The organism is Micromonospora sp. NRRL B-16802 (assembly GCF_001279555.1).
In the GTDB taxonomy this organism is placed as follows: Bacteria; Actinomycetota; Actinomycetes; order Mycobacteriales; family Micromonosporaceae; genus Micromonospora; species Micromonospora profundi.
In genome coordinates, this window is record NZ_LGEB01000001.1 from 186,146 (window position 1) to 206,289 (window position 20,144).

The 20,144-nt window shown below is 69.9% G+C and carries 18 protein-coding genes; 9 read left to right on the forward strand and 9 right to left on the reverse strand.

The features are described from left to right. Positions 1-73: 73 nt before the first annotated feature. The 4 genes from ADK66_RS00910 (at position 74) to ADK66_RS00925 (ending at position 3,253) form a co-directional block, all read left to right on the forward strand. Entirely contained in the window at positions 74-1,402 is a 1,329-nt protein-coding gene (locus ADK66_RS00910) for a glycosyltransferase family 87 protein (protein WP_053651629.1), read from the forward strand. A gap of 41 nt (positions 1,403-1,443) precedes the next feature. Next, entirely contained in the window at positions 1,444-2,076 is a 633-nt protein-coding gene (locus ADK66_RS00915) for a phosphoribosyltransferase (RefSeq protein WP_053651631.1), read from the forward strand. Between the two features lie 22 nt (positions 2,077-2,098). Further along, positions 2,099-2,473, forward strand: a complete 375-nt coding sequence (locus ADK66_RS00920) for a zf-TFIIB domain-containing protein (protein WP_053651634.1) — start codon at positions 2,099-2,101, stop codon at positions 2,471-2,473. 102 nt (positions 2,474-2,575) lie between these two features. After that, the gene (locus ADK66_RS00925) at positions 2,576-3,253 is read left to right on the forward strand and encodes a maleylpyruvate isomerase N-terminal domain-containing protein (RefSeq protein WP_053651636.1); all 678 of its coding nucleotides are present in this window, start codon (positions 2,576-2,578) and stop codon (positions 3,251-3,253) included. 12 nt (positions 3,254-3,265) lie between these two features. On the opposite strand, the gene dnaB is transcribed toward ADK66_RS00925, so the two are convergent. Then, positions 3,266-4,669, reverse strand: a complete 1,404-nt coding sequence (dnaB, locus tag ADK66_RS00930) for a replicative DNA helicase (RefSeq protein WP_053651638.1) — start codon at positions 4,667-4,669, stop codon at positions 3,266-3,268. A gap of 398 nt (positions 4,670-5,067) precedes the next feature. Between dnaB and ADK66_RS30405 the strand changes: the two genes are divergently transcribed. Next, positions 5,068-6,633 (forward strand): hypothetical protein, encoded by a 1,566-nt coding sequence (locus ADK66_RS30405; protein WP_082377105.1) that lies wholly within the window; start codon positions 5,068-5,070, stop codon positions 6,631-6,633. Positions 6,634-6,813: 180 nt separating this feature from the next. On the opposite strand, the gene rplI is transcribed toward ADK66_RS30405, so the two are convergent. The 4 genes from rplI to rpsF all read right to left on the reverse strand — a co-directional run bounded on the left by rplI (position 6,814) and on the right by rpsF (position 8,460). Continuing rightward, positions 6,814-7,260, reverse strand: a complete 447-nt coding sequence (gene rplI / locus ADK66_RS00940; RefSeq protein WP_053651640.1) for a 50S ribosomal protein L9 — start codon at positions 7,258-7,260, stop codon at positions 6,814-6,816. Between the two features lie 14 nt (positions 7,261-7,274). Further along, positions 7,275-7,556, reverse strand: a complete 282-nt coding sequence (rpsR, locus tag ADK66_RS00945) for a 30S ribosomal protein S18 (RefSeq protein WP_051723758.1) — start codon at positions 7,554-7,556, stop codon at positions 7,275-7,277. Further along, positions 7,556-8,089, reverse strand: coding sequence for a single-stranded DNA-binding protein (locus ADK66_RS00950; protein ID WP_197281387.1), 534 nt, complete (start codon positions 8,087-8,089; stop codon positions 7,556-7,558). The genes rpsR and ADK66_RS00950 overlap by 1 nt, the downstream gene beginning before the upstream one ends. A gap of 80 nt (positions 8,090-8,169) precedes the next feature. Further along, a complete protein-coding gene (gene rpsF / locus ADK66_RS00955) occupies positions 8,170-8,460 on the reverse strand; it encodes a 30S ribosomal protein S6 (RefSeq protein WP_007073791.1) in 291 nt (96 codons plus the stop codon). A 624-nt stretch (positions 8,461-9,084) separates the two neighbouring features. Between rpsF and ADK66_RS00960 the strand changes: the two genes are divergently transcribed. Both ADK66_RS00960 and ADK66_RS00965 read left to right on the forward strand, forming a co-directional pair. Continuing rightward, positions 9,085-9,876: a deoxyribonuclease IV gene (locus ADK66_RS00960; protein WP_053651642.1), complete on the forward strand. Its 792-nt coding sequence runs from the start codon at positions 9,085-9,087 to the stop codon at positions 9,874-9,876. Further along, positions 9,873-12,368 carry a hypothetical protein gene (locus tag ADK66_RS00965; RefSeq protein WP_053651644.1) on the forward strand — a complete coding sequence of 832 codons (2,496 nt, stop codon included), beginning with the start codon at positions 9,873-9,875 and terminating at the stop codon, positions 12,366-12,368. Before ADK66_RS00960 ends, ADK66_RS00965 begins: the two co-directional genes overlap by 4 nt. Before the next feature lie 27 nt (positions 12,369-12,395). Here the strand turns inward: ADK66_RS00965 and ADK66_RS00970 are convergent, their stop codons facing one another. The 3 genes from ADK66_RS00970 to ADK66_RS00980 form a co-directional block, all read right to left on the reverse strand. Beyond that, positions 12,396-13,904, reverse strand: a complete 1,509-nt coding sequence (locus ADK66_RS00970; protein ID WP_053651645.1) for a glycosyltransferase family 87 protein — start codon at positions 13,902-13,904, stop codon at positions 12,396-12,398. 128 nt (positions 13,905-14,032) lie between these two features. Beyond that, positions 14,033-16,873, reverse strand: a complete 2,841-nt coding sequence (locus ADK66_RS00975; RefSeq protein WP_053651647.1) for a transglycosylase domain-containing protein — start codon at positions 16,871-16,873, stop codon at positions 14,033-14,035. Between the two features lie 197 nt (positions 16,874-17,070). Then, positions 17,071-17,514 carry a DUF5318 domain-containing protein gene (locus tag ADK66_RS00980; protein WP_053651649.1) on the reverse strand — a complete coding sequence of 148 codons (444 nt, stop codon included), beginning with the start codon at positions 17,512-17,514 and terminating at the stop codon, positions 17,071-17,073. A gap of 173 nt (positions 17,515-17,687) precedes the next feature. Between ADK66_RS00980 and ADK66_RS00985 the strand changes: the two genes are divergently transcribed. Further along, positions 17,688-18,326 carry a PadR family transcriptional regulator gene (locus tag ADK66_RS00985; protein ID WP_053651651.1) on the forward strand — a complete coding sequence of 213 codons (639 nt, stop codon included), beginning with the start codon at positions 17,688-17,690 and terminating at the stop codon, positions 18,324-18,326. A 23-nt stretch (positions 18,327-18,349) separates the two neighbouring features. Continuing rightward, positions 18,350-19,429 (forward strand): inositol-3-phosphate synthase, encoded by a 1,080-nt coding sequence (locus ADK66_RS00990; protein WP_053651653.1) that lies wholly within the window; start codon positions 18,350-18,352, stop codon positions 19,427-19,429. Positions 19,430-19,542: 113 nt separating this feature from the next. On the opposite strand, the gene ADK66_RS00995 is transcribed toward ADK66_RS00990, so the two are convergent. Beyond that, the gene (locus ADK66_RS00995) at positions 19,543-20,028 is read right to left on the reverse strand and encodes a methylated-DNA--[protein]-cysteine S-methyltransferase (RefSeq protein WP_053651655.1); all 486 of its coding nucleotides are present in this window, start codon (positions 20,026-20,028) and stop codon (positions 19,543-19,545) included. Positions 20,029-20,144 lie beyond the last annotated feature (116 nt).

Here is a 20,144-nt window from a genome sequence, read left to right on the forward strand (position 1 = left end):
GCACCACCCGCCGGACGATCCCGCGGCGACGCGGACAACCGGGTGAGCAGCGAGGTCTGCCAGACTGACGCCCGTGATCGCCGAAGCCCCGACCGCCCGCCACCGTCGCTGGCGAACGCTCGACAACGCCGCTGGCGGGCTCGCCCTCGACCTCGGCCTGTACGCCGCTTCGGCCCTCTTCGCAGCGATCACAGCGGTCACCTCGACCCTGCTGCCGCATCGGGCCTGGGGTGCGGTCGCCGCCGTGGGATACCTGGTCGCGGCCCTTGCGGTGGTCGCCCAACTCCTCCTGCGTCGACGCATCCCGACATCCCGGCTGGTCGGCCTGCCGGCCCGCTGGGCGGTCACCGGACTCACCTGGGCCAGCACCGCACTGCTGCCCGTCATCTGGCAGAGCTTCGAGCGGGCCACCGGACGCACCGACCGGGCGCAGGAAGAGGTGCTGGTCGTGGAACAGGCAGGCATCCGGCTGCTCGACCACGGCACCCCGTACCTGGGGCGCGACGCGATCGCCGCCCTGCCGCCGGGCGAGCAACTCCTCGGCTACACCCCGTACCAGCCGGGCATGGCGATCTTCGGCCTGCCCCGGGCGCTGCTGGACAGCCCCTGGACCGACTCCCGGGTGTGGTTCGCGGTCGGCACCGCGCTGGCACTCGCCCTGGCCGTGAACGCCCTGCGCACCCCGACGCCCACCGCCGGAGATCACCCGCGGGGCGCCGCGCTGCTGCGGGGCGTACAGGCCGCCACCGTCCTGCCGATCTGCGCACTCACCCTCGCCACCGGCGGCGACGACCTCCCCGTACTCGCACTCTGCCTCCTTGCCCTCGCGTTCGCCGCCGCCGACCGGCCCGGCCGGGCCGGAATCGCTGTCGGCCTTGCCGGCGCACTGAAGCTGTTCGCCTGGCCGATCGCCCTCGTCCTGATCATCTGGGGCCTGACCCGGCGTGCCGGCGGCCGGGTCGCCGCAGGCGCTGTCGGACTGCCCGTCGCCGCCCTGCTCCCGGCCCTGCTGGTAGACCGCGACGCGCTCATCGAGAACGTGCTGCGCTTCCCCCTCGGCCACGGCCTGGTCACCAGCCCTGCCCAGTCCCCGTTCCCCGGCTACCTGATCGCCTCCGCACTGCCCGCTGGCAGGTTTGTCGCCTCCGCACTGCTCGTCGTGGCCGGTGTGGCAATCGCCGTCCGGCTCGTCCGCCGCCCGCCCCGCACTGCCGTCGCCACCGCGCTGATCTGCGGGTACGGGTTGCTCGCCGCGATCGTCCTGATGCCGTCCACCCGGTTCGGCTACCTCCTGTACCCGCTGGCCCTGCTCACCTGGGCACCCGCACTGCACCGCCCGGCAACCACCGAACCGACCGCACCGGCACCTGAGCGCGTTTCCGGTCGGGCCACATCGGTGTAACTGGCGGGCGGAACGACGCCGCAGGGCGTAGACCTGAAGGCATGACCACGTACCGCGACCGCGACGACGCGGGCCGGGTGCTCGCCGACCGCCTTACCGCACTCGTCGGCGACCCGGACGTCGTCGTCCTCGGCTTGGTCCGGGGCGGCGTGCCGGTGGCCCGGGTCGTCGCCGAGCGGCTCGGCGCGCCCCTTGACGTACTCGTCGTTCGCAAGCTCGGCATGCCCTGGGCACGGGAGGTCGCCTTCGGCGCGGTCGGCCCGGGTGGCGTGCAGGTGCTCAACGACGTGGTGGCGAGCCGGCTCAGCAGCGACGACATCGCCGAGGTCAACCACCGCGAACTGGCCGAGTTGGAACGTCGGGAACGGCTCTACCGGGGCAACCGCCCACCGTTGGACCTCACCGACCGGACCGCCGTGATCGTCGACGACGGGCTGGCCACCGGCGCGACCGCGCGGGCCGCCGTCGAGGTCGTCCGCCGGCTCGGCGCCCGCCGGGTAGTGGTCGCCGTTCCGGTCGGCGCGCAGGAGGCGTACGAGTTGCTGGCCGCCGAAGCCGACCAGGTCATCTGCGCCCAGCGCCCGCCGGAGTTCGGAGCGGTGAGCGTCTACTACGACGACTTCCACGAGGTTTCCGACGACGAGGTCACCGAGGCGCTCACAGCAACCGCATAGCTGCACCGGGTACCGTGTGGCGATGAGCCTCACCTGTCCCAAGTGTCGCGGAGAAATGCGTCAGTACGAGCGCAGCGGTGTCGTCATCGACCAGTGCGGGGAGTGCCGGGGCATCTTCCTCGACCGCGGCGAGTTGGAGAAGCTGTTCGAGGCGGAGGCCAACTGGAGCCGCCAGCAGGCCGGTGGCCCACCGCCGCCGCCTCCCGCCCAGCAGCCCGGCGGCTACCCACCGCCGCACGCCCCAGCGCAGCACCAGCCCGGGTACGGCTCCGTGCCTCCGCCGCCGCCCCCGCCCGGCTACCCGCAGGCGCCGGTCTACGGTCAGCAGCACCACGGCTACCACGGGCACTACAAGCGCAAGAAGCGCAAGGGCTTCCTCGACGAGATGTTCGGCTGAGCCCGACCGACACCTCCTGCCCGGGCCGATCCACGCGTCGGCCCGGGCACCTGACCCCGTCGATGGTTGGCGGGTGGTGCGGCACGTGCGAGGCTGCATCGCATGACCGCGATTCCGCAGGCCGAGGCGCTGGCCCAGGCGTACGACGGCATCACCGCCGTGGTCGACGGCCTGGACGACGCGGGCCTGCAACGGCCCACCCGCTGCCGGGGTTGGCTCGTCGCGGACCTGCTGCTGCACGTCCTCGGTGACGCCCAGCGGGCCCTGGTCACACTGGCCAGCCCCGCCTCCGGCCCCGCCGACAGCGACGACGTGAGCTACTGGCGTGACTTTCCCGCCGACGGTGCTGACGCGGCCCAGCACGCCTGGTGGGTCCGACGATCAGCTGCCGCGTTCGACCGTCCTACCGGAATCGTCAGGCTCTGGGCCGAGACCGCACCGGCGGCCGTCCGCGCCGGCGCGTCAGCAGACCCCGAGGGGTACGTGAGCACCCAGGGCCACGTGCTGCGCGTGCCGGATTTCCTCGCCACCCTCACCACCGAGGCAGTCGTCCACCACCTCGACCTGACACCCGACCTGCCCGACGCCCCGCCGCCCGGTCCACTGGCCGTACGCGTCGCCGTGGCCACCATGGACGGCCTGCTCAGCGACGACACGGTCCGCCCGACCGCCTGGGACGATCACGATTTCCTGCTGAAGGCGACCGGGCGGCTTCCGCTCACCGACCGGGACCGGCTGGAGCTGGGCGAGTCGGCAGGTTGGTTTCCGCTGCTCGGTTGACAGTCGGACCTGTCATCCGATTGCCATGTCCACGAACCGGGACAGGTGCAACTGCGCCGCCACTGTCACCGTGTCGGTCGGGCCATTCCGATGCTTGGCAACAATGAAATCCGCCTCGCCCGCGCGCGGCGACTCCTTGTCGTAGTAATCGTCGCGGTGCAGAAGTATGACAACGTCGGCATCCTGCTCGATCGAGCCAGATTCCCGCAAATCTGACAATTGGGGCCGCTTGTCGGTGCGCTGTTCGGGTCCACGGTTGAGCTGACTGACAGCGATGACCGGGCACTCGACCTCCTTGGCTAGGAGCTTGAGGCCACGGGAGAGGTCGGCGACCTCCTGCTGACGACTCTCGGTGCGCTTCGGTGAGGTCATCAGCTGGAGATAGTCGACCACGATCATCTTCAGGTCGTGTCGCTGCTTGAGCCGGCGGGCCTTGGCCCGGATCTCCATGAGGTTCATGCTCGGGGTGTCGTCGACGAAGAGCGGAGCTTCGCTGATCTCGCCCATGCACCGGGCCAGCTTGGTCCAGTCGTCGTCGGAGAGCTGCCCGCTGCGCAGCACGTGCAACGGCACCCGCGCCTCGGCCGAGAGCAGCCGCATGACGATCTCGACCTTGCTCATTTCGAGCGAGAAGATGGCGGCCGCCTGGTTGGCACGAATAGCAGCATTTCGGGCAAAGTCCATACTTGCGGTTGATTTGCCCAAACCAGGCCGGCCCGCCACGATGATCAGCTGCCCTGCGTGGAGGCCGTTGAGCAGCCGGTCCAGGTCCGTGAAGCCGGTCGGCACGCCGGTCATCATCCCGCCCTGCGCGCCCACCGCCTCGATCTCGTCCAGGGTCGGCTGCAACATGTCGGCCAGGATCGCGAAGTCCTCGCTGACCCGCCGTTCGGTGACGTCGTAGACGGCCTGCTGGGCGAGGTCCACGATGTCGTCGACGTCTCGACTGCCGCCGTTCGCGGTGCCGTAGCCCAGCTGCACGATCTTGGTGCCGGCCTCGACCAGCCGGCGCAGCACCGCCCGCTCACTGACGATCCGCGCGTAGTAGGAGGCATTCGCGGCGGTGGGCACGCTGGCGATGAGGGTGTGCAGGTAGGGAGCCCCGCCGATGCGGGCCAGGTCGCCCGAGTCGGTAAGGGCGGCGGCCACGGTGATCGGGTCGGCCGGCTCGCCCCGACCGTAGATGTCGAGGATGGTGTCGAAGATCGTGGCGTGGACCGGCCGGTAGAAGTCGTTGGTCTTGAGGATCTCGACGACGTCGGCGATCGCGTCCTTGGACAGCAGCATGCCGCCGAGCACGCACTGCTCGGCGGCGACATCCTGGGGTGGGGTCTTGTCGAACTGGCCGTCCCGCTGCGCGGGCGGCTGGCCGCCGCCGGAGCGCGACTCCGCCCGCATGTCGTCGGTGACCGACACGGGTCCCCCTCCACTGCGTCGGATCCGGTCCCAGCTCTATCGCCGGGGTACGACATTTCTCCTCCGACCGGGCCGGTCGATCGGGGGCCATCGCGCCGGCGGTCGAGGGCCAACCATACGGACCCCGAGGTCAGCGACTCAACAAGGCCGGTGGACAAGCCTCGGGACAACCTGTGGACGCCGGTGGACGAGCATGTGCGCAGCGTGTGCACAGCCTGTGGATAACCGTTGGGGAATTCCTGGCTGCAACCCCCTGAGCTGCTGATACGTAGTCCCCAGCCTGTGGAGGGGAATATTTCGGTCGGGTATTCGCCACGATCGTCCCGTACTATCTCCAGCGAACGGCTACACCTGGACAGCGGATTACGCTTTCGGTTCAGAAGGGTCACACTCCGGCCGTGAGTTACCGGGACTGGGAGCGCGGGGAGGGCAGCCCGCGCGAGCGCCAGCCGACCGCCTCGTGGGGTGATCCCATGCCCCTCTCCCCGGTCGACCCGTACGACGAGGATGCGCGCTATCGCACCTCCAGTCGGCGTCGCGCCCTGGAGCGGGGGCAGGACGAGCCGGTCGACGCGTACCTGCCCCGGTGGGCGCTGGAATCGGGTGTTCGACACGCCGACGGCGGTGGCCGGCATGCCGCCCCCGACGACGACGCCGAGGTCGAGCGGCCGGGCTCGGGGGCAGGCTGGCAACGCCCCGAGCAGCCGGGTTCCGGTGCCGGCTGGCGAAGCCCTGAGCCGACCGCCACCCGACGGTGGGCCGGCGAAACCACCTGGCGGGAGCAGCCCGCGATCGGTGCGGCTCCCGACTCGGACCACACCCGGGAGTGGACGCTCGACCGTCCACAGGAGCAGGGGTACGCGGGCCGACGGCGTGCCAACTCGGCGGAGGAAGACCCGGTTTCCGGCGCGGTTCCGGACCGTCGCCCCCGGCGTGCGCCCGCCGGCCGCCCCCAGGTGATCTGGTCCGGTGGCGACCTGGATGACGCCCCGTCGGAGCCGACGTCCCGCCCGGAGGTGAGCCGGCCCACCCGGCGCAGCAGGCGGGCAGCGGAGGATTCGTGGACGCGGCCGGCGGTCGATCCATGGGAACGCGGCTCGGAGCGGGCGGTGGAGCCCGACCCGACGTACGCCCCCGCGGTGGACCCGTGGGACGCCTCGGGCGTGCACGCGTGGCCGCCGACTGGTGCTGACGGCACGGACCTGAGCGAGCAGTGGTCGCAGGCGGAGAGCATCGGTGGCTGGGAGCGGTCGGACCAGACCGGCCAGTGGGAGCGGTCGGCGGTCGAGGACGACCAGTGGGACCGGACGCTGGCGCCTCGCTCCGACCGCTCCTCGGCAGAGGGATGGCCGAGTCGTGACAGTGGGTTCTGGTCCGGCACACGGTTGTCCGGGGACGACCCACGCTGGATGGACACGTCGACGTCGGCGCCCCGCTCACCGGTCGTGGGTTACACCGCTCCGCGACCGCGCAGCGCGCCCGTACCCCCTCAGGGTGTGCCGCGACGCCGGGCGAGCCAGTCGCCGGTCGGTACGGCGTCGGTACGTCGACGGGCTGAGTCGGTGGCGACGGGCGGCTGGGCGCGGCGCCTGGAGGACGACCTGCTCGACCCGGATCCCGGTGGGTCCTTCCGACCGCTGCTCTACACCGCGGCCTGTTACCTGGTGCCTGCGGTATTGATCTTCGTCTGGTTGTTGACGTTGGACGCCCAGGCGCCGGCGGGCTGTGTCACGGACATCAGCGGGGGCGGGTGTGACTCGGCCCGGTCGCGGGCGTTGGAGTCGCTGCTCGCCGCCTCGCCGCGCTTCGGGCTGGCGTTGCTGAGCAGTCTGGTGGTGGCGGCGCTGCTGCGGCGGGTCGGCACGACGTGGCGGTCGGCCACAATCGCGCTCGCCGCCGCGGTTGTCGGCGGTGGCCTCTCCACCGTGATGATCAGTGCGGTGACCGGTCAGCCGATCGGCTGACGGCACCGCCCACGGCCGCGCCTCACCACCGCATCGCGGCACCGTCACGTCGCGCGTCGCAGCACTGTGCTGCACCGCTGGACCGCGTCACCGCCGTGCCGCGTCGCAGCACCGCATGAACACACACGAGGGCCCGCACCGATCGCTCGGTGCGGGCCCTCGTGGTGGTGTTGCTGGCCGTCAGCCCTGAACGACGTTCAGGTTGAACGACGCGGTCACATCGGGGTGCAGCTTGATCTTCACCGGGTAGGTGCCGGTCGACTTGATGTGACCGGGAACCTCCAGCCGACGCCGGTCGAGGACCGGACCGCCGGCGCCCTTGACGGCGTCGACGATCTCGGCCGAGGTGACCGAGCCGAAGAGCCGCCCGCCGTCGCCGGCGCGGGCCTTCAGGTTGACCTTGAGACCCTCGAGCTGACCCTTGACCTCGTTCGCGTGGTCGAGGTCGCGGATCTCGCGGGCCGAACGGGCCCGCTTGATGACCGTGACCTGCTTTTCCGCGCCCTTGGTCCAGGCGATCGCGAAGCCCTGCGGCAGCAGGTAGTTACGGCCGAAGCCGTCCTTGACCTCGACGATGTCGCCCGGGGCACCGAGGCCGGACACTTCCTGAGTCAGGATGATCTTCATATCGGTGCCTCCTCTCAGCGGGTGGTGGCCGTGTACGGCAGGAGCGCCATCTCACGGGCGTTCTTGACCGCACGGGCGATCTGACGCTGCTGCTGCGAGGTCACGCCGGTCACCCGACGAGCGCGGATCTTGCCGCGGTCGGAGATGAACTTGCGCAGCAGCGCGGTGTCCTTGTAATCGATGTAGGCGATCCCGTCCTTGTCGAGCGGGTTCACCTTCTTCTTCGGCTTGCGCAGTGCCGCAGCCTTGGCCGTTGCACGTGCTCCTGGTTTGCGATCGCGAGCGCTAGGCGCCATTAGAACGGTGGCTCCTCGTCAAAATTGGCGCCCGAACCGGCACGCGCGGGAGAAGGAGCGGCCGAAGCCCAGGGGTCGTCGAAGTTGCCTCCGCCGCCGCCCTGGTTGCCACCACCACCGCCACCGAAGCCGCCGCCACCGCCGCCGGAGCGGGACATCTTCTGCACCTTTGCCGTGGCGTAGCGCAGCGACGGGCCGATCTCGTCGACCTCAAGCTCGATGACAGTGCGCTTCTCACCCTCGCGGGTCTCGTAGGACCGCTGACGCAGCCGACCCGACACGATCACCCGGGCGCCGCGCTGCAGCGACTCGGCGACGTGCTCGGCGGCCTGCCGCCAGACGGTGCAAGCGAGGAACAGCGGCTCGCCGTCCTTCCACTCGCCCGACGCCTTGTCCATGAAGCGGGGCGTCGAAGCGACTCGGAACTTGGCGACCGCGGCCCCGGAGGGGGTGAACCGCAACTCGGGGTCATCGGTCAGATTGCCGATGACCGTGATGGTGGTGTCTCCTGCCATGACCATCTCCTCGCGCACTCAGCGTCTCGTCGTACAGGCTCTCAGAGCCCTCCGACAGAGTCGCGGAGGCTGATCCGGACGAACCGGGGTTTGAAGGCTTAGCGCATTTCCGGTCGGATGACCTTGGTGCGCAGCACGGACTCGTTGAGTCGCAGCTGACGGTCCAGCTCGGCGACAGCGGCAGGCGTGGCCTGCAGGTCGACGACGGCGTAGATGCCCTCTGCCTTTTTGTTGATCTCGTACGCGAGGCGCCTGCGGCCCCACACGTCCGTCTTCTCAACCGAGCCACCCGCGGTCCGGATCACGTTCAGGTACGTGTCGAGAGACGGGGCAACGGTGCGTTCCTCGAGGCTGGGATCGAGGATCACCATGATCTCGTAATGACGCAAGACGTTCTCACCTCCTGTGGGCTAAGCGGCCACGGTCCTTCCGTGGCAGGAGGTCGTGCGTCGTTGCCGCACGCGCCGGGGGGTCCCGGCCGGACGCGGACAACCTGACCAGGATAGCCGGTCCGGACGATCATGCCCGGGGCGGGCGGGGCAGCCGTCGGCACGCGTTGACGGGGGCCGCCGTCCGACCAGCACTGGTCGGTGACGAGCCCCCGTCAACGAGGCCGCGGGGCGTCCCGTCCGCATTCCTTGGGTGGGACCTGGGGAGGAACGACCACACCGATGAGGTTGGATCGAAGACGCCCCGCGGAGCTTTATCGTGTTGTTACCTGACGATACAACGGCCCTCGTCCCTTGTTGGGGGAAAAGGCGCAATTTTCCGAGAATCTTCATCGGTGGACGTCTTGTGCGTCGGAGGGGTGCGCCCCCGTCCCGCCGGGCCGCGAGACGGGGTGCCCTCGCTGTCGAGCCGACGACCGCCGTTGCCGTCCGGGGCGCTCACGCCACCAGCGGTGTCGGACGCTTGTCGCCGGTTCAATTCATCAACGATCGTCGGTCCGGCCGGTGACGACACCGCACCGGTCGTTACCGCACCCGTCGGAGGGGCGACGTAGGCTCGCTCCCATGCGTATCGGAGCCCACGTCGACTCGACCGACCCGCTGGCGGAGGCATCTGCCCGATCCGCCGACACCGTGCAGTTCTTCCTCGCCGACCCGCAGGGGTGGAAAGCCCCCAAGCCGCGGGAGGACGCCGAGCAGCTGCGCGCCGCCGAGGTCGACCTCTACGTGCACGCGCCGTACGTCATCAACGTGGCCACCCTCAACAACCGCATCCGGATCCCCAGCCGCAAGCTGCTGCTCGGGCACGCGACCGCCGCCGCCACGATCGGCGCCAAGGGCCTGATCGTCCACGGTGGGCACGTCAACGCCGGAGACGACCTGGCGGTCGGCTTCGACAACTGGCGCAAGACCTTCGCGTACGCGGCCGACTCCGGCGGATTCGGCGTGCCGGTTCTGATCGAGAACACCGCGGGCGGCGACAACGCGTGCGCGCGCCGGCTGGACGCGCTGGCCCGACTCTGGGACGCCATCGGCGACCACGAGGTCGGCTTCTGCCTGGACACCTGCCATGCGTACGCCGGTGGTGAGGAACTGCTCGGGCTGGTCGACCGGGTCAAGGCGATCACCGGGCGGATCGATCTGGTGCACGCCAACAACTCCAAGGGCGGGTTCAACTCCGGCCAGGACAGGCACGACAACCTGGACGGCGGGACGATCGACCCGGAGTTGGTCGTGGCGGTGATCCGGGCCGCCGGTGCGCCGGTGATCGTCGAAACCCCGGGCGGCGTGGCCGGCCAGGCAGCGGACATCGAGTTCCTCCGTCAGCAGCTCGGGACGGAGCACCCGGGAGCATGACGACCGGACAGCACGGGACGGGCAACGTCCGGCCCTCCGTCGGCGGGGACGCCCCGCTCCGACCGACCAACCCGCCCGGCACCGCCAAGGCCAACGCCCAGTCCGGCACCGCCGAAACGAGTACCAGCGCCGCCAAGGCAAGCACTGGCAGCGTCAAAGCCAGCGCCGCAGAGGCGACCACCGGCGCCACCGGCACGGACGGCTCGGCGGGAGACAACACGAGCACGAGCACGGACGACACCGCGAACATCAGCGCGGCGAGCAACGGCGCCACGAATGGCGCGGCCGGAGGAAGCACGGACAAGGACGCCGCCGAGAAAGCGACCTCGACCGGTAGCCGAAAGGCCGGGTGGTGGAAAGCCTGGAGGCGGAAAGCCGGGACCGCCGACGCCGCAGGCAAGGCCGATGTCGGCACGGCCAAGGCCGGTAGCGGAACGGACGCAGGCAAGGCCGCGGCCGGCACGGTCGTCGCCGGAAGCGTGACGGACGCGGACAAGGCCAAGACCGGCACGACCAAGACCGACACAGCCAACGCCGACACGGCCAACGCCGACACCACCAAGGTCGAAAGCGGAACGGACGCGGGCGACAGCGCCGCGACCCGGACCAAGACCAAGACCGATGCCACCGAGAAGAGCGCCGACGAGAAGGCTGCGGGCGAAACGGTCGCCGATGTCGGCGAGAAGGACGCGGCCGACGGCAAGACGAAGCCCGTGGAGGCCGAGCGGTGGAACGCGTTCGCCTCCGCGCCGGAGCCGGCGCCCAGCCGGTTGACCCGGGCCGGCCGGGCGGTCGGCCGGTTCGTGGTCCACGAGTGGACCCTGGCGAGCCTGGCCGCCGTGGCGCTGGCCGTGCTGATGACCTGGCCGACGATGCGTTACCCGCGCTACACGCTCCCGCAGGACTACTGGGACCCGAGCCTCCAGGCCTGGCAGATGGCCTGGTCCGGGCACATCCTGCTGACCGAACCGGCGCGGCTGTGGCAGTCCAACACCTTCTTCCCCGAGCTGTGGAGCTTCGCGTTCTCCGACACGCTGCTCGGTTACGCACCGGCGGGGATGCTCGGCAGCGGGCCCGAGGACGCGGTGCTGCGCTACAACATCATGTTCGTGCTGGCGCACGCGCTCGCCACGCTCGGGGCGTACGCGCTGGCCCGGCAGTTGGGCGCGGGTCGCATCGGCTCGGCCGTGGCCGGGGTCGCCTACACGTACGCGCCGTGGCTGCTGGCCCAGGCCGGGCACCTGCACGTGCTGTCCAATGGCGGCATTCCCCTGGCCCTTGCCATGCTGGCGCGCGGGCACGGCTGGTCGCTGCGGTACGGCTACCGGCCCGAGCGGCGGCACGACGGCTGGGTCTACGCCGGGTGGCTGGTGGCTGCCTGGCAGATCAGCCTCGGCTTCGGTATCGGCCTGCCGTTCGCGTACATCCTGGCCGGCGGGGTCGTGGTCACCGCGGTCCTGTTCGTCGTGCGGCGGCTCCGGACGGGTCGGGCGCTGCCGTTCGGTCGCCGGCTGTTCGTCGCCGACCTGGTCGGTGGCGCGTTCTTCGCCGGTGTCGGTCTGCTGATGGCGTACCCGTACTTCAAGGTGACCGAGCTGCACCCGTACGCCGAACGGTCTATCGACGACATCCGCATGTATTCGCCGCCGGTGTCCGGGTTCGTGACGGCGCCCGCCGAGTCGCGGATCTGGGGTGGCTTGCACGAGGGCGCCCGCGGCGCTCTGCCGTGGCACCCGGAGATGACGCTGTTGCCGGGGTTCGTGCTGTACGCGCTGGCCGCCGGCGGGCTGCTCTTCTCGGTGTGGCGGCTGCGGCACCGGCTGCTGCTGCTCGCCGGGGTGCTGGTGACGATGGCCTTCGCGATGGGCACCCGCTTCTTCGGCGGCAGTTTCACCTATGGGCTGCTGTTCGAGCACGCGCCGGGCTGGAACGCCCTGCGTACACCGGGGCGGTTGATGCTCTGGACGACGTTGCTGCTCGCGTTGCTCGCGGCGGGCGCGGTCACCGCTCTCACCGATCGTGTCCGTGAGCTGGCCGCGCAGCGGATCCCGTCCTGGCCCGGGCCGTGGTTGCGGCTGGCCACCCTGCTGCCGCTGCTGCTTGTCATCGCCGAGGGCCTGAACGCCACGCCGCACCAGGTGGTGCCGACCCAACCGACAGCGATGCGCGCAGCGGAGGGCCCGTTGCTGGTGCTGCCCAGCAGCCAGAACCAGGACCAGCACGTGATGCTCTGGTCGACGAGGGGGTTCCCCGATGTGGTCAACGGCGGCAGCGGCTTCACCCCGCGCCAGCTCGACGACGTCCGCCGGGTGAGCCAGTCGTTCCCGGACCAGACAAGCGTCGACTACCTGCGGACGTTGGGCGTGCGCACTGTGGTGCTGCTCCGCAGCCAGGTCGTCGGTACGCCATGGGAGATCACCATCGACGCGCCTGTCGAATCGCTCGGCATCAGCCGGCAGGACGTCGGTGACGCTGTGGTGTACCGGCTCTGAACCCTCTCTCGACGCCCGGGGCCCGGCTCAGGTGGTGACTGCCGGCTCGGGCTCCGGCGCGGGATTGCCCTCCCGGCGGCGCCAGCGGTCCAGCCAGGGTGCGTCCGGCGCGCCGTCGAGCACGCCGCCGTCCGGGTCGTCGTCATAGGTGGCCCGTACCGCGTCCTGCTCGGGGTGCAGGATCTCCCGGATGACCAGCACGCAGAGCACCACCACGGTGCCCAGCCGCAGCGACGCGGCCAGCACGAACACCCCTTCGGGGAAGACCGGGCGGCTGGTCGCCGCGCCGAGCAGCTCACCGTAGAAGGCGACGAAGTAGCAGACCTCGGCGATTTGCCAGGCCAGGAAGGCGCCCCACTTCGGCCGGGCCAGCACTATCAGCGGCAGCATCCAGAGCACGAACTGCTGGGACCAGACCTTGCTGAAGATGAGGAACGCGGCGACCACAAGGAACGCGAGCTGGGCGAGCCGGGGCCGGCGTGGTGCCCGTAGCGCCAGCACCGCCACGCCGAGGCAGGCCAGCCCGAACAGGGCGTACGAAACGATGTTGAGGGTTGGGATGTTGGCGTTCAGCCATTCGAACGGACCGAGCCGGCCGGGATCGGTGCCGATCTTGCCGTCGAGGTAGCGCCCGATGTACCAGAGCGTGCCCCAGTCGATCGGCCGGGTGGTGTTCAGTTCGAAGAAGCGGCCCCAGTTCTCCGGGTACGCCCGTGCGGGTTGCAGGTTCACAAGCACCACAGCTACGACCGCTGTACCGATGGCAGTGAGCGCGGCGCGGAGCCGATTGGCCCGCAGCGCCAGGATGAGGATCGGGCCCAGCAGGAACAGCGGCCAGAGTTTGGCCGCGCCGGCGAGGCCGAGCAGCACGCCGCCCACCGCCGGTTGTCGCCGTGCCCAGGCCAGCAGCCCGAACGCGGCCAGCCCGATGGCGAGCAGGTCCCAGTTGACGGTGGCGGTGAGCAGCAGCGCCGGGGCGATCGCGAACAGCGCGGCGTCCCACGGTCGTCTGCGACGCAGCGCGAGGATCACCGCCACGGTGGCGACCGCGAGCGCGCCAAGCACGAGGGCGTTGAGGTTGTAGAACCACTGGGCCTGGTTGATGGTCGGGTCGCCGTCGCCGATCGCATGCACCGGCAGTCCGAGGGCACCCATGAAGTAGCCGGTCAGCACCGGGTACTCGACGGGATGGTCGCGGTAGGGCACCTTGCCCTCGTTGAGCCCTTCGGCGTAGTAGAGGGCGAGCACATCGGTGTAGCAGAACCGGTTGTACTGGACGTTGTTCTGCCAGGCGCCGTCCTGGCAGGGCGACTTCTGCACCCAGTGCAGCGCCAGCGTGAGGCAGACCAGCGCCAGCACGATCCGGGCGGCGGTCCAGAACCGACGCTCGGAGCCGGCCGGCTGGTCCAGTGCCGTCGCGTGGTCGCCGAGCGGCCCGCCGATGGCGCCGGAGAGGCCGCGGACGAACCCATCGGACCGGGACGGGTGGTCGGTGGTTCCGGCGTCGTCGATGCCGGGCGTCGACTGGGTGCTCATGAAAAGGCATCCTGCCGTACGACGGGGGTGCGCGTCCTGCCCCAATGCGGGAGATGTCCGGGTACGCCAAACGCCGCCGCCGGTCGGACATGTCGTCCGGCCGGCGGCGGCGTCGCGTGCGGGGTGGGTCAGTCCCGGGTGGAAGGTGGCAGGCTGGGTAACAGGCCGCCGCCGTTGCCGCCATTGCCGGGCCGACCGGGCCCACCGGGAGTGTCGCCGCCGGCGTTGCCGTCGGTACGCGGGCAGAACGGGTTGGTCAACGGGTCACAGGGCTGCCCGCCGCCAGGCCCGCCGGGTCCACCCGGTCCGCCAGGCAGACCGGGGGTCGGCGGCGGAGCCACCGGCTCCTTGCCGTTGCCTGCGTCAACGTCGCCCTCGCCAGTGACGCTGGGCAGGGAGACCTCGTCCTGCCCCTTGAGCGCGGTGTTCATGTACTTCTCCCAGATCGGACCAGGCAGTGTCGAACCGCCGATGGGCTTGCCGCCGGTGAGGCGGATCTGGGGCTTCCTCGGGTCACGGCTGCCTACCCAGACCGCTGTGGCGATCTGCGGGGTGTAGCCGACCGTCCACGCGTGGGCGTTGTCCTTCCGGTCGTACTCCCAGGTGCCGGTCTTGGCGGCGGCCGCGCGGCCGCCCTCGAGCGAGAGCCCGTTCGGGCCGGGGATCTGCTTCAGGACACCGGTGACCTCATCGGTGATCTTCTTGTCGATCCGCTGCTCCGGCTTGATGCGCTCGCTGCCGACCACCTTCCACTTGCCGGTGTCCTTGTCCTGCTGCTCCACCTTGATGATGAAGTGCGCCTTGATGTACTTGCCGTCGTTGGCGAACGTGGCCATGGCGTTGGCGTGGTCGAACACCGTGATCGGGTACTTGCCGAAACCCGTGTAGTTGTCGAACGGGTTCGGCCCCTTCTTCGACAGGTCGAAGGCCTGCGGCGGGTCGACGCCCCACATGGTGGTCACGCCGGCCTTCCGGGCCATGTCGACGACCTTCCCGGCACCGATCTTGTCGGTGACCCAGTAGAAGGGCACGTTGTACGACTGGACCGTCGACTCTTCGAGCGTGCACCACTTGCCGCACTTGAGGTTGGTACGGCCGGCGTTGCCGATCGCAACCGCGGAGCCCTCGGGCTTGTACGGCGTGGGGTCCCAGTGCGACTTGACCGAGATGCCGGCCTCGATGGCGGCAGCCAGTGTGTAGACCTTCATCGAAGAACCCGGCTGGTGACCGCCGGTCAGATCACCGTTCTTGTCGGTGTTCTTGCCGGCGTAGTCGAAGTCCGCGCCGCTGTCGCCACCGTAGTAGGCGAGCACGCGGCCCTTCTTCGGGTCGATCGAGACAACAGCCGCCATGAGGTTCTTGGGCTGGTCGTTGAGCTCGGAGCCCTTCTTCGACTGCATGGCGACGTTCTCGGCGGCCGACTGCAACTTCGGGTCGATGGTGGTGGTGATCCGGTAGCCGCCGTCCCGCAGGGCGTCCACGCAGCTGGCTTTGCCCTCCGCGCCGCTGTCGGAGCAGAGACCCATCTGGTCCATCTCCTGGCGGACGTAGTTGATGACGTTGCCCCGAGGGCTCTTGACGCCGAAGCCGACGCCGTCCTTCTTCGGCGGCAGCGCCTTCGGGTATTCGAGCTGGGTGGCGGGGTCCAGCCAGCCCTCCTTCTTCATGCCACCGATCACGTAGTCCCACCGGGTCTTGGCGTCCGTCGGGTTGACCGCCGGGTCGTAGCCCTTGTGGGTGGTAGTGGCCACCGGTTGCTTGATCAAGGCGGCCAGGACCGCGCCCTCAGCGGGGGTGAGCTTGATGGCCGACTTGCCGAAGTAGGTCTGCGCCGCAGCCTCGATGCCGTACGCACCTCGCCCGAAATAGATCACGTTCAGGTAGTGCTGCATGATCTCGGGCTTGCTGTACGCGTCGTTGAGCTTGGAGGCGAGGATTGCCTCCTTCACCTTCCGGCCGTACGTGTCGTCCTTGAGGTTCTCGAACGCGTTGCGGGCGTACTGCTGGGTGATCGTCGAGGCACCCTGCTTGTCACCGTTGGAGACGTTGTTCCACGCAGCCCGGACGATGCCCTTGTAGTCGACGCCGGAGTGCCGGTAGAAGTTCCGGTCCTCGGCTGCGGCGACCGCGTGCTGCACGTGCTCCGGGATCTGGTCGATGGTGACGAAGGTGCGGTTCTCGCTGCCCAGCTTGGCCAGCTGGGTCTTGCCGTCCTTGGCGTAGACGGTGGTGGACAGCGGCAACGGCATCTCGTTGGGCATGACCACGTTCGTCGAGTAGTAGGTGAAGCCGACCACGCCGATGCCCGCGAGCATGATGAAGACGGCGAACCCGGCGATCAGTAGGTTCATCCGCTTGCGCTTCTTGGCGCGGGCTGCCCCGCTCGGGTCGCCCGAACCGCGACCGCCACGACCACCGCGACCCGGGCCGTTCGGTCCGCCGGGGCCAGCTGGCCCACCCGGGCCACCGGAGACCGGGGAGACACTCGCCCGGGCGACCGCGGCGCGGCCACCTACCGACGCCGTACCGACCCTGGCCCGGCCTGCCGAAGCCGCGCCGACGGAGGCGGCGCCGACGACGGCACGGCCCGAAGGCGCGCCCGGGGACACCGGCACCGAGGCCCGGCCGGCGCCGGCACGACCGGCGGCCACACCAGGGGCCGGGGACACCGGCACGGAGGCCCGGCCGCTGCGGCCCGGCGTGGCCGGACCCATCGAGGCGGATCCGGCGGCGACGCCGCGCGGCGGCACGGAGGCCGAGCCGCCCACCGAGGCACGACCACCGGCGGCCCGCGGTGTCACCGAGGCCCTGCCGGGGGGTGCCGCTGGCTCCGGGGCGGACCAGCCGCCCGCGCGGGAGTCACCGCCGGGTCGACGGTACGAGTCGTCCGCGCCCGGTCCGGGGTCACCGTCCGGGCCGGGGTACTCGGCCCGCCCGCGCGCAGAACTGGGATCGCCGTACGAGTTCATTCCTCACACCCTGCCGGTCGCGGTGGGGCGCTGCTGCGCCGCCACCGGGTTGCCGTGAGTTGCTTCACCCGGGGCACCGGCACGGGGGTGCCGGTTCGCTGGGTCCATTGCTGTATCAATAGGGCCAATCGGACCAACGAGCGGTTGGCCGTCCCGGGTCACGTCCACGGCCCCGGGGCCGGTCCAACCACCTGAGATCACCGTTGCGCCTCTCGCCTCCGTCGACCTGCGCCCTCGGCGCTGGCCACGTCCTGCTCGTCAGCGCCGTCGCCGCTGAGACCGCCCCGGCCGAGCAGGTACTGCTCGACGAGGTGGTTCCAGTCACAGCCGAGGCACACCTCCACCACGAAGACCTGGAACTCACGCAGTGTCATCGCCAACACGGGCAGCTCGGTGAGCGTCCGGGCCTGCCCGGCGGACTGCTTGAGTTCGTCACCGTAAATGTAGTGGACCAGGGTCAGATTCTCGCTGCGACAGATCGGGCAGCGCAGGTCGGTCGGCTCCCCGTGGAACCGGGCAGCGTTCTTCAGGTACGGCGAGGCGTCGCACACGTCGTACGTGCCGACCCGGCCGGCCAGAAGCTCACGCAGCACTGCTCGCTTCTGAAGCGAGTAGTCGACGACCTGGCGCTGCGTACGCATGCGGAGAAGGGTACGCGGTCCGGCCGGACCAGGCGACCATCGTCACGATCCGTGACGGCAGGATCCCGGAACGAGGGTTTGCCCTGGCTTCGATGACCCGCTAACGTGCGATGTATCGGTCCGATACATCGCGGCGGTTACCGCTCGGCGCCAGGGGTAAGAGAGGGTGGCCCATGCTCGACCTCGCCATCCTCGGCCTGCTTCAGGAGTCTCCGATGCACGGCTATGAGCTGCGCAAGGAGTTGACCGCCAAGCTCGGGGCGATCCGCGCGGCGATCAGCTACGGCTCGCTCTATCCCACGCTACGCAGGCTCCAGGCGGCGGGGTGGATCACCGAAGCCGCTGAGACACCCGTCACCGCCGAGGAGGTTCCCGCGCTGACCAGCCGACGAGGTCGGGTGGTCTACAAAATCACCGCGGAGGGCAAGGAACGCTTCGCCCAGCTGATCGCACAGGCGGGGCCCGAGACGTACGACGACACGGGCTTCGGGGTGCACTTCGCGTTCTTCGCCCGGACCGACCAGGCGACCCGACTCCGCATTCTGGAGGGTCGCCGCCGCAAGATCGAGGAACGTCGCGAAGGGCTTCGCGACGTGCTGGGCCGGGCGGCCGAGCGCCTCGACGCTTACACCTTGGAACTGCAGCGCCACGGCCTTGACGCCTGTGAGCGTGAGGTCCGCTGGCTGGAGGAGCTCATCGCCAACGAGCGCTCCGGCCGAGCCCCGACGGTCCCGCAAGCGGGGACGGCCGGTGGCCGACGAGAAGACAACAGCCCGCCTCCGCCTGGAGATACCAGGAAAGAGCGGCCGTGACAGAGAAGAAGGAGGCAGACGCTATGGGCTCCGTCCGCGTCGCCATCGTCGGTGTGGGTAACTGCGCCTCGTCCCTGGTTCAGGGCGTCGAGTACTACCGCAACGCCGACCCGAACGACCGCGTCCCGGGTCTCATGCACGTCACCTTCGGCGACTACCACGTCTCTGACGTTGAGTTTGTCGCGGCGTTCGACGTCGACGCCAAGAAGGTGGGCATGGACCTCGCGGAGGCGATCGTCGCCAGCGAGAACAACACCATCAAGCTCTGCGACGTGCCGCCCACCGGCGTGTCCGTGCAGCGCGGTCCGACCTTCGACGGTCTGGGCCAGTACTACCGCGAGATCGTCGAGGAGTCCGACGCCACCGCCGTCGACGTGACTCAGGCGTTGCGTGACGCGCAGGTCGACGTCGTCGTCTGCTACCTGCCGGTCGGCTCCGAGCAGGCCGCCAAGTTCTACGCCCAGGCGGCGATCGACGCCGGTTGCGCGTTCGTCAACGCCCTGCCCGTCTTCATCGCCTCGGACCCGGAGTGGGCGCAGAAGTTCACCGACGCCGGCCTCCCGATCGTCGGTGACGACATCAAGAGCCAGGTCGGCGCCACCATCGTGCACCGCGCGCTCGCGAAGCTCTTCGAGGACCGCGGTGTCGAGCTGCTGCGCACGTACCAGCTCAACTTCGGCGGCAACATGGACTTCATGAACATGCTGGAGCGCAAGCGGCTGGTCTCGAAGAAGATCTCGAAGACCCAGTCGGTCACCTCGCAGATCCCGCACGAGATGAGCAAGAGCGACGTGCACATCGGCCCGTCGGACCACGTGCCGTGGCTGGACGACCGCAAGTGGGCGTACATCCGCCTGGAGGGTCGCTCCTTCGGTGACACCCCGCTGAACGCCGAGCTCAAGCTCGAGGTGTGGGACTCCCCGAACTCGGCCGGTGTCATCATCGACGCCGTCCGCGCCGCGAAGATCGGCCTGGACCGGAAGATCGGCGGCCCGATCCTGTCGGCCTCGTCGTACTTCATGAAGTCCCCGCCGGTGCAGTACGCCGACCACGACGCCCACCAGGCCGTCGAGGAGTTCATCGCCGGCGAGGTCGAGCGCTGACCCGCTGAAACACCAGCACGGTCGAGGGCCGGGTCCGCATGGACCCGGCCCTCGTCGCGTTCAGCTCGACATCTCCAGGTACGGCGAAAGCCTCAGCACCTGCTCGGTGAGCGTCAACCAACGGCCCAGGTGTGTCGCAGCGCGACCCCGGCCTCCAACTCCAGCAGCTTGACCTTGCGGGGCAGACCTCCACCGAACCCGACCAGCTTGCCGCCGGCGCCGACGATCCGGTGACACGGCACGATCACCGGGACCGGGTTGCGGTTACAGGCCACCCCCACCGCCCGTGCCGCACCGGGATCGCCCACCACGCTCGCCACCTCGCCGTACGTCGACGTCTCGCCGTACGGAATGCGGGTCATCTCCCGCCACACCGCCCGCTCGAACTCCGAGCCGCGCGGAATCGACACCGGAACGGTGAATGCTGTCAGTTCACCGGCGAAGTACGCCCGCAACTCGGCGACAGCCTGCCGGGACACCGCGTCGGCGGGCTCGTCGGCCGCAGCGTCGACACGACCGAAGTGCGTGCCGCACACGCTCGTGCCGTCAGTGGCCACGGAGAACTCGCCGATCGGTGAATCGAGCACGGTCCAGCGCATCCACCCATTGTCCCTGTCGCGGACTTCCCCGTTGGCCCGGCTACCAGCGTCGGGCCGAACGCCACTCCTGCGCCGCCCGGATCGCCGCAGCGGCAGTGGCTCGCGTGGCCAGATCA